General features: G+C 42.9%; 7 protein-coding genes. 4 read left to right on the forward strand and 3 right to left on the reverse strand.

What is annotated here, in order from left to right; translation table 11 throughout:
* The first annotated feature begins 231 nt into the window (after positions 1-231).
* A complete protein-coding gene (locus WMO75_RS18465; RefSeq protein ID WP_227223067.1) occupies positions 232-765 on the forward strand; it encodes a TetR/AcrR family transcriptional regulator in 534 nt (177 codons plus the stop codon).
* Positions 766-806: 41 nt separating this feature from the next.
* Entirely contained in the window at positions 807-1,679 is an 873-nt protein-coding gene (locus tag WMO75_RS18470; protein ID WP_173906356.1) for a DegV family protein, read from the forward strand.
* Positions 1,680-1,690: 11 nt separating this feature from the next.
* Here the strand turns inward: WMO75_RS18470 and WMO75_RS18475 are convergent, their stop codons facing one another.
* Complete coding sequence (locus WMO75_RS18475) at positions 1,691-2,095, reverse strand: MerR family transcriptional regulator (RefSeq protein WP_022213916.1); 405 nt, start codon at positions 2,093-2,095, stop codon at positions 1,691-1,693.
* 79 nt (positions 2,096-2,174) lie between these two features.
* Between WMO75_RS18475 and WMO75_RS18480 the strand changes: the two genes are divergently transcribed.
* Together WMO75_RS18480 and WMO75_RS18485 are read left to right on the forward strand one after the other, a co-directional pair.
* Complete coding sequence (locus WMO75_RS18480; RefSeq protein ID WP_118699648.1) at positions 2,175-3,299, forward strand: DUF362 domain-containing protein; 1,125 nt, start codon at positions 2,175-2,177, stop codon at positions 3,297-3,299.
* 149 nt (positions 3,300-3,448) lie between these two features.
* Entirely contained in the window at positions 3,449-4,822 is a 1,374-nt protein-coding gene (locus tag WMO75_RS18485) for a sodium-dependent transporter (protein ID WP_118252066.1), read from the forward strand.
* A gap of 36 nt (positions 4,823-4,858) precedes the next feature.
* On the opposite strand, the gene WMO75_RS18490 is transcribed toward WMO75_RS18485, so the two are convergent.
* Both WMO75_RS18490 and WMO75_RS18495 read right to left on the reverse strand, forming a co-directional pair.
* Positions 4,859-5,713 (reverse strand): YitT family protein, encoded by an 855-nt coding sequence (locus WMO75_RS18490; RefSeq protein ID WP_349078705.1) that lies wholly within the window; start codon positions 5,711-5,713, stop codon positions 4,859-4,861.
* A 32-nt stretch (positions 5,714-5,745) separates the two neighbouring features.
* Positions 5,746-6,306: a prolyl-tRNA synthetase associated domain-containing protein gene (locus tag WMO75_RS18495; protein ID WP_118699651.1), complete on the reverse strand. Its 561-nt coding sequence runs from the start codon at positions 6,304-6,306 to the stop codon at positions 5,746-5,748.
* Between the last annotated feature and the right edge of the window lie 206 nt (positions 6,307-6,512).

Below are 6,512 nucleotides of genomic sequence, written 5' to 3' on the forward strand. Positions count from 1 at the left end.
CTCACATGACTGAAGTCACGTGAGGATAGAGTTTTTAATTCACAAAATAAGCAGAACTTTAGAGGTCAGGGAAAATTCGAACATGAAATTTTCCTGACTTTTTTCATTTCTTGACAGATGTATTTTTTGGTGATACAATACAGTTCTTTGGTGAAACAAAATGTAACATATATGAATCGAAATATAACTATTCAACATAACCATGCTGACAAGCTCAGAGAAGGACAGGATATGAACAAGAAAGAAAATCATTCTGTAAAAAGTGAAATAGAACAGGCATTTCTCCGTCTTATGACACAGAAATCCTATCTGGACATCACTGTAACAGATATTGTACAGGAAGCGAAGGTTGCGAGGGTTTCTTTTTACAGGAATTTCGCTTCTATTTCGGAAGTGCTGGACAGTATCGCAGATGCGACTGCAGAAAAACTGAATATAGAATTCCTGCCGCTGTTGGATACAACAGATGAACGAAAACTGCGGGAATATCTGTTTAATTATTTTTATCAGATATCACTGAATTACAAAGAGATGTGGGCAATTCGTGGACTGAACATGGATCTTTTTACAAAACGTCTCGGAGAAAAGATTCACGAAAAACGTAAAGCGATCGAATCAGAAGATTCGGATATGTCCGAGAAATACGGATGGGTCGTAAAACTTTGCATATTGGATGGAGTTTCCAGACGATGGCTTATAGATGGGTTAAAAGAAACTCCGGAAGAGATGATCAATTACGTAATGCCGATCATTAAGACGTTATAGAAATACAGGTTAAAAGACAGAATACGAAGGAAGAAGATAATATGAAGAAAACAGGAATCATGACAGACAGTCACAGTGGAATTTTGAACGAAGAAGCAGAAAGACTTGGAATCAAGGTGCTTCCGATGCCGTTTTACATCGGAGAAAAAGTATATCGTGAAGGCGTAGATCTTTCCAGAGATGAATTTTATGACATGCTTCGAAAGGGTGTAGATGTGTCCACATCTCAGCCGTCACCAGTAGAAGTACTGGATATGTGGAAAGAAATGCTGAAAGAATATGAAGAAATCGTCTATATCCCGCTCAGCAGTGCATTAAGCGGCTCCTGTATGGCTGCACAGGCAATGGCAAATGAAGATGCATTTGCCGGCAAAGTATTTGTCGTAGACAATGGTCGTGTAGCAACACCAATGCATCGTTCCGTCCTTGATGCAGTAGAAATGGCAGAAAAAGGTTACAGCGCAGCCGAAATCAAGAAAATCCTCGAAGAGACCAGAGAAAAAATGACTATTTACATTGGCCTCAGCACTCTGGAATACCTCAAAAAAGGTGGAAGAGTCAGCTCCATGACAGCCCTGGCAGCAGATGTCCTGAACATCAAACCAGTCATGCACTTCAGCACAGGAACCCTCGATACCTACCAGAAATGCCGCGGTATGAAGAAGTCCCGCAAAGTCATGATCGATGCGATGAAACATGAACTGGAAACCAATTTCCGTGAAGAATACGCTGCCGGAAAAGTATATCTGATGGCAGCCTCAAGCAGTACTGACGAAGCAACAGAAGAATGGGTCAGCCAGATCAAAGAAAACTTCCCGGGAATGGAAGTCATGTGTGACAAACTTTCTTTCGGTCTTTCATGTCACATTGGACCGGATGGACTTGGTATCGGATGCACCTGTAAGCCGGTGTAAAGTAAAAAAATTCACTCGTCTTCCCACACAGGCAGCGGCAGATCGTTTTCCAGTGCATGTTTGATCGCTTTGTAATGTTTTACTTTGTGATGAACATGTGCAGAGTCTTTCTGAAGCTGCCTGAGTTTCTCATCTACCTGTTTTTCCTGGTCTTCCAGAAGACGGATGATGGCATCAATGTGCTGAGCTTCGTCCGTCTCATATTCAAAAAATTTCCGAAGCTGTGGAATTGTCATACCGGTACGTTTAAAACAGTTGATGCAGTTGAGACGTTCAATATGTTCTTCTGTGTAGATCCGCTGACCGGAAGAAGACTTTTCTACATTGGGGAGTAAGCCTTCACTTTCGTAATAACGCAGTGTAGAAGCCGGAAGTGAAAAAAGTTCAGATATTTCACGGATTGTATAAGTTTGCATGTGAATTCCTCCTTGACTTCAAGTATACTTGAAGTGCTATTCTTTTGTAAAGACAAATCATTTTCAGGAGGGATTCAAAATGGAGAAATCTACTGTTTATTTTACAGATTTTCGATGTCCGGTAGGAACAAGCCAGCTTGATAAGCTGAAGAAGCTCTGTATCGCAGCCGGTATCAAGGACATTGATATGGATGGAAAATTTGTAGCGATCAAAATGCATTTTGGTGAATTGGGAAACATGGCTTTTCTTCGTCCAAATTATGCAAAAGTAGTTGCAGATTTGTGTAAGGAGCAGGGTGGTATGCCGTTTCTGACGGACTGTAATACACTGTATCCGGGAAGCAGAAAGAATGCCCTGGAACATCTGGATTGTGCAAATCTGAATGGTTTTAACACGATCACAACAGGCTGTCAGATCATCATTGGAGATGGACTGCGTGGAACAGATGAAGTAGAAGTTCCGGTTGTAAACGGAGAGTACTGCAAGACTGCATTTATCGGACATGCGATCATGGATGCAGATATTTTTATCAGTCTGAGCCATTTCAAAGGTCATGAGGCAACTGGATTTGGCGGTGCACTCAAGAATATTGGCATGGGCTGTGGAAGCCGCGCGGGAAAAATGCAGCAGCATGCAAGTGGAAAACCGGCAATCAATGAAGACGTCTGTCGTGGCTGCCGCCGCTGTGCAAAAGAATGCGGAAGTGACGCAATTACTTATGTAAACAAAAAAGCCGTGATCGATTATGATAAATGCAAGGGCTGTGGACGCTGTATCGGAGCCTGCAGTTTTGATGCTGTATACAATCCGAACAGCAGTGCAAATGAACTTCTTGACCGCAAGATGGCAGAATATGCACAGGCAGTCTGTCACGGACGCCCACATTTCCATATCGCGCTGGTTCAGGATATCAGCCCGAACTGTGACTGTCATGGAGAGAACGATGCACCGATCCTTCCGGATATCGGAATGTTTGCAAGCTTTGATCCGGTCGCTCTGGATCAGGCATGTGCAGATGCCTGCCTCAAAGCAACACCGATCGAGAACAGCCAGCTCGGAGAACATCTGGCAGAACCTGGATGGCATTGTCATCACGATCATTTCAAAGATTCCAATCCAAACATCGAATGGAAGGCAACTCTGGATCAGGCAGAAAAGGTCGGACTTGGAACCAGAGAATATGAATTAAAGAGAGTTAAATAAAGAAAACTTACGGATTTTTACAAAAATCGGGATGCAGAAGCATAAAAATAGCTTCTGCATCCCTTTTTACGATATATCATTTGCTTATGATGCAAAAGCGTGATATTATCAGAAGAGTGTAGATTAAGAAAATTGGGAGAGGAAAAATTATGGACAAGCATAAGCATGAGAGAAGTACATTCTCGGGCAAGATCGGGTTTGTACTGTCTGCGGCCGGTGCTTCGGTAGGTCTTGGAAATATATGGAGATTTCCATACCTTGCAGCGAAGTATGGCGGCGGCATTTTTTTACTGGTTTACATCATCCTGGCACTGACGTTTGGTTACACGATGATCGTAGCGGAGACAGCACTCGGACGTATGACAAAGAAAAGCCCTGTAGGAGCTTTTGCAAAATTTGGTAAATCCAAATGGCTGTCATTTGGTGGATGGATCAATGCGATCATTCCGGTTCTGATCGTACCGTATTATTCTGTGATCGGTGGATGGGTGATCAAATATCTGGTGGAGTATATCAAAGGAAACAGTCAGGGACTTGCTACAGACGATTACTTTTCTACATTTATATCTGATGGAGTTTCCACAGAAGTCTGTTTTCTGTTTTTTACCCTGCTTACCCTGATGATCATTTATGCAGGCGTGCAGAACGGTGTGGAACGAGTTTCCAAGTTTATGATGCCGATCCTGGTCTTTTTGTCAGTCATTATCGTAATTTATTCTGTGACAAGACCAGGCGCACTGGAAGGCGTGAAGTACTTCCTTGTACCGAACATTAAGAACTTTTCCTGGATGACAGTTGTTGCAGCGATGGGACAGATGTTCTATTCTCTGTCAATTGCAATGGGTATCCTGGTAACATTCGGTTCTTATATGAAGAAAGACGTGTCTATCGAAGGCTCTACAACAAATGTAGAAATCTTTGACACGGCGATTGCAATGATGGCAGGTCTGATGATCATTCCGGCAGTTTTTGCTTTCTCCGGCGGCGATCCGGACACACTGCAGGCTGGTCCGGCGCTGATGTTCATCACGATTCCGAAAGTATTTGCAAGCATGGGATTCGGAACACTGGTAGGAATCCTGTTCTTTGTCCTGGTACTCTGTGCAGCACTGACAAGCTCTATTGCTCTGACAGAGAGTGCAGTTTCTACTTTCCAGGATGAGCTGAAATGGAGCCGCAGGAAATCAACCGTTCTTGTCGGAGTCATCATGATAATTCTCGGAAGCCTTTCTTCTCTGGGATATGGACCACTGGGATTTGTAAAGATTATTGGAATGCAGTTCCTTGATTTCTTTGATTTCCTGACCAACTCCGTAATGATGCCGATCGCAGCAATTGCTACCTGCCTTCTGGTATCCAGGGTTATTGGTGTAAAACGAATCGAGAAAGAAGTTCTTCTTGAAGAAAGTACTTTCCGAAGAAAAAATATTTTCAATTTTATGATTCAGTATCTCTGTCCGATCTTTGCGGCGATCATTCTGATCAGTTCCGTAGCGAATGCATTTGGATGGATTTCAATGTAAAAAACGGGGGCGAGACCATTGGTCTCGCCCCAACTTTTATACTTTTGGCTGATAACGCATATTAGACACATTATATACCGTGATAAATGCAAGTGGATCTTCTTTGTTGATGAAGTTCATCAGCTTCTGATACTCCGTCTTATCTACGATGGTGATGATCTCATTTCGTTTCTGCATATTGTAAGCACCGTATGCCTCATAAACAGTAGCTCCACTATGTAATTCATGGATAATGAAGTTTCGGAGCTCTTCTTCCTTCTTCGTGATGATGCACACACGTCGTTTAATGTTATGGTCAAAGATAAAATGATCCAGAACGATTCCGTTGAAATAAGTTCCAAGGATACTCAAAACGACAGTCTTCTTGTCATAAACAAGTGCGGCAGAAAGTGCAACGCACATGCCTGAAAGTGACATGGCCTTGCCAAGTTCCATATGCAGATATTTGTTCATGATCTTTGCAACGATGTCCAGACCGCCGGAGGATGCATTTCTGTTAAAAAGAATGCTCAGTCCTACGCTGACGACCAGGATATAGCAGAGAACATCCAGCTCCTGACTGTTGGTCATGGAACCGAAATCAGGAAAAATCTTTTCGAACAGACCAAGAAACAGAGGAAGCATGATGCTGGTATAAACAGTCTTTACACCAAACTCTTTACCGCAGGTAAAAAAACCGATGATCAGCAGTACCACATTCAGGATCATCGTGATCGCAGAAAGCGGAAGCGGAACAAAGTTGGACAAAACGATTCCAAGACCGGAAATGCTGCTGACAGAAGTATGGCTTGGAACCAGGAAAAAATATACCGCTGCGGCGATGATCGCCACGGCAACAGTCAGGATTACTGTTTCCAGTAACAGTTTTGAATAATTCAGTTGTTTTTTCATGATAAGATCTCCAGGTAATAGTTTTTGAAAAATTAAGCCTGTTCTTCCGGAAGAGGAAACTTCACCGTGATCGGAGGGTGATCGAGAGCAGGGATGATCTTGTCTGTGAAATCCTTTGTTGAGAATTTCAGGCTGGATGTGTTGATACATGGGTGACATCCGAAATATGGATCTTTGAGTACATCTTCGTCGATCAGAAGCTGGACTTTTTTCTCATGGTCGTTCATAAGACCAAGGACACTGACAGACCCGGGGGTGATGTCCAGATATTTTTCCATATATTCCGGTTTGGCGAAGGACAATCTGGCAGAACCGATCTGTGCGGAGAGATTCTTGGTCTTAAAAGGTTTGTCACCCGGCATCAGGAGCAGATAGAAGTCTGTTTCCTGGCGGTTGCACAGAAAAAGGTTTTTGCAGATCGCTGTGTCATCACCAAGGACACGGTCGATTGCCTCGCAGGCCTCCATTGTCATGGCTGCCTCGTGATCTACTCTCTGATACTCTACTCCAAGTTTGTCTAAAAAATCATATACGCGGATCTCTTTGTCGAGTCTGCCATCTGTATTTTCTGGTCTTCCGTTTTGTAACTGCATTTGTTATAACTCCTTGTAAATTAACTTTTATTAGAATACATTCTTTTATATTATGGCTTGACACTCCCCACAGCTAAAGCCTTAACTTGACCCATTTTTATATTTCTTGATGGGATATGCTCTCTGGGGTTCCGGCTCATCCGGACAACCATGCTTCCTGCCACTGGGGAACTACGTAATTCATGAAAGATCTTTTTCCCATCATC

Source organism: Blautia intestinihominis (genome assembly GCF_040096655.1).
GTDB classification, from domain to species: Bacteria; Bacillota; Clostridia; order Lachnospirales; family Lachnospiraceae; genus Blautia_A; species Blautia_A intestinihominis.